At 67.3% G+C, this 1,823-nt stretch carries 2 protein-coding genes and 1 pseudogene; all 3 read right to left on the reverse strand.

Features of this window, described 5'->3' with window-relative positions; all coding sequences use genetic code 11:
• Positions 1-707: nicotinate-nucleotide--dimethylbenzimidazole phosphoribosyltransferase (locus EN893_RS32125; RefSeq protein ID WP_128362099.1), on the reverse strand; the 707-nt coding region annotated here is incomplete at its 3' end.
• Positions 708-758: 51 nt separating this feature from the next.
• On the reverse strand, positions 759-1,535 hold the full coding sequence (cobS, locus tag EN893_RS32130) for an adenosylcobinamide-GDP ribazoletransferase (protein ID WP_127268501.1): 777 nt from the start codon (positions 1,533-1,535) through the stop codon (positions 759-761).
• Positions 1,536-1,538: 3 nt separating this feature from the next.
• Positions 1,539-1,823, reverse strand: a pseudogene (locus tag EN893_RS32135) (cobyrinic acid a,c-diamide synthase); the annotation flags it as partial.

Below are 1,823 nucleotides of genomic sequence, written 5' to 3' on the forward strand. Positions count from 1 at the left end.
GCGCCGAAGATGGCGGCGAGTTCGCGGCCGCCAAGCGCGGCAGCGAGAGCGAGCGGGTCAGCAAGGGCGGCGGCGTGACGCTTCAGCCCGGCTTCGATGGCGACCACCTTGCGCTTGAGGCCGGCGTCGTCGACGCCGGTGCCGCGTCCGGTCCATTTTTCAGCACCACCGCCGAACAGGGCAGCCGAAATGGCGGCGGCCGGCGTGGTGTTGCCGATGCCCATTTCGCCGAAGCAGATCAGGTCGAGGTCGTTTGTCACGGCGTCATACCCGGCGGAGACAGCCGCGAGAAATGCCTTGTCGTCCATCGCCGGCACTTGGGTGAAGTCGCCAGTCGGATGGTCGAGATCGAGTGGGATGACATCGAGTTCGGCGCCGGCCATGCGGGCAAGCTGGTTGATGGCGGCGCCGCCGCCGGCGAAATTCGCCACCATCTGCACGGTGACTTCCGAGGGATAGGCCGACACGCCTTGCGCGGTGACGCCATGGTTGCCGGCGAATACGAAAACCTTGACGCGGTCGAGTTTCGGCATGTCGCGGCCCTGCCAGCGCGCCAGCCAGGCGGCGATGGTCTCCAGCCGGCCGAGGCTGCCTTGCGGCTTGGTCAGCGTGTCCTGGCGGCGGGCGACCGCATTGGCCGCGGCATCGCTGCCGGCCGGTAGGTCGAGGCAGGCGGCGCGCAATTCACTAAGGGATTTGAAGGGCATGGGGGCAAAGTCTCCGAAAAGGAATCAGGCCAAGAGAATCAGGCCAGGGGATCAGGAAAGCGCTACGGAAGCGACGAGCAGCACCGCGATCTCGCTTGCCTGCTGCAAGGCGCCGATCGTGTCGCCGGTCTGGCCATCGATCTGGTTGAGGCAAAGGGCGCGGAACGCGGCAAACAGCAGGCCAAGCAGGATCAGCGCGAAGATGGCTCCGCCGAGCCCGAGCAGGAGCAGCGGGATCGCGCCGAGCACGGCGCCGGCGATGGCGGTTTCCTGCGAGACGGTGCCGGCATCGGCCGAGAGGCCATCGACTCGCGCTGGAGGCAAGAGATGCATGAAGGCGCCAAGCAGGCCGCGCGAGGCCGCGTGTGCGGCTATGAGGGCGAAGAGGGCCTGAGTGGGATCGACGAACTCCGACAGCGCGCTCCAGCGGATCAGCAGCGACAGGCCCAGCGCCATGGCACCATAGGCGCCGATGCGGCTGTCGCGCATGATCTCGAGTTTGCGGCCGCGTGATTTGCCGCCGCCAAAGCCGTCGGCGACGTCGGACAGCCCGTCCTCATGCAGGCAGCCGGTGGTGAGCACGGTTGCCACGAGAGCAAGGGCCGCCGCTGGCCCCATGGCCAGGCCAAACCGTTCGGCCGTGGCAAAGACGATGGCGCCGATCAGGCCGACGACAAGTCCGGCGATGGGGGCTGCCCAGATTGCGGCGGCAAGGCTGCGGCCGCGAAAATCGAAGACGGGCAGCGGCAGACGGGTGAAGAAGACCAGGCAAAGCGCGGTGTCGTCGACGACCTGCCGTGGGGAAAGAGCCAGGTTCCTGAACTTCATGCTCTAGCCCCTCGCAATGGCATGGAAGAAGGTGCCGCTGGCATGGCCGCGCCGGTAGCCCGAGGCGCCTATCGGATTGCCCTGGCCATCGGCAAGGTCGGCGAGCGGTTCGTCATTGCCGGTGGCCGTCATCTGCGCATAGTGGAATTCGTGGCCGCGAATCAGCGCCCCAGCCGAGCCCAGCGGGCAATCGGCGCGCAGCCGCGCCTCGCGATAGCCGAGGTTCATCTTGCGTTTGGCGAAGCTGGTGGAATGGCCGAGCAGGCCGAGCATCGCATGCGTTTCGCC

The organism is Mesorhizobium sp. M7A.F.Ca.CA.004.04.2.1, from assembly GCF_004022825.1.
Classification (GTDB): Bacteria; Pseudomonadota; Alphaproteobacteria; order Rhizobiales; family Rhizobiaceae; genus Mesorhizobium.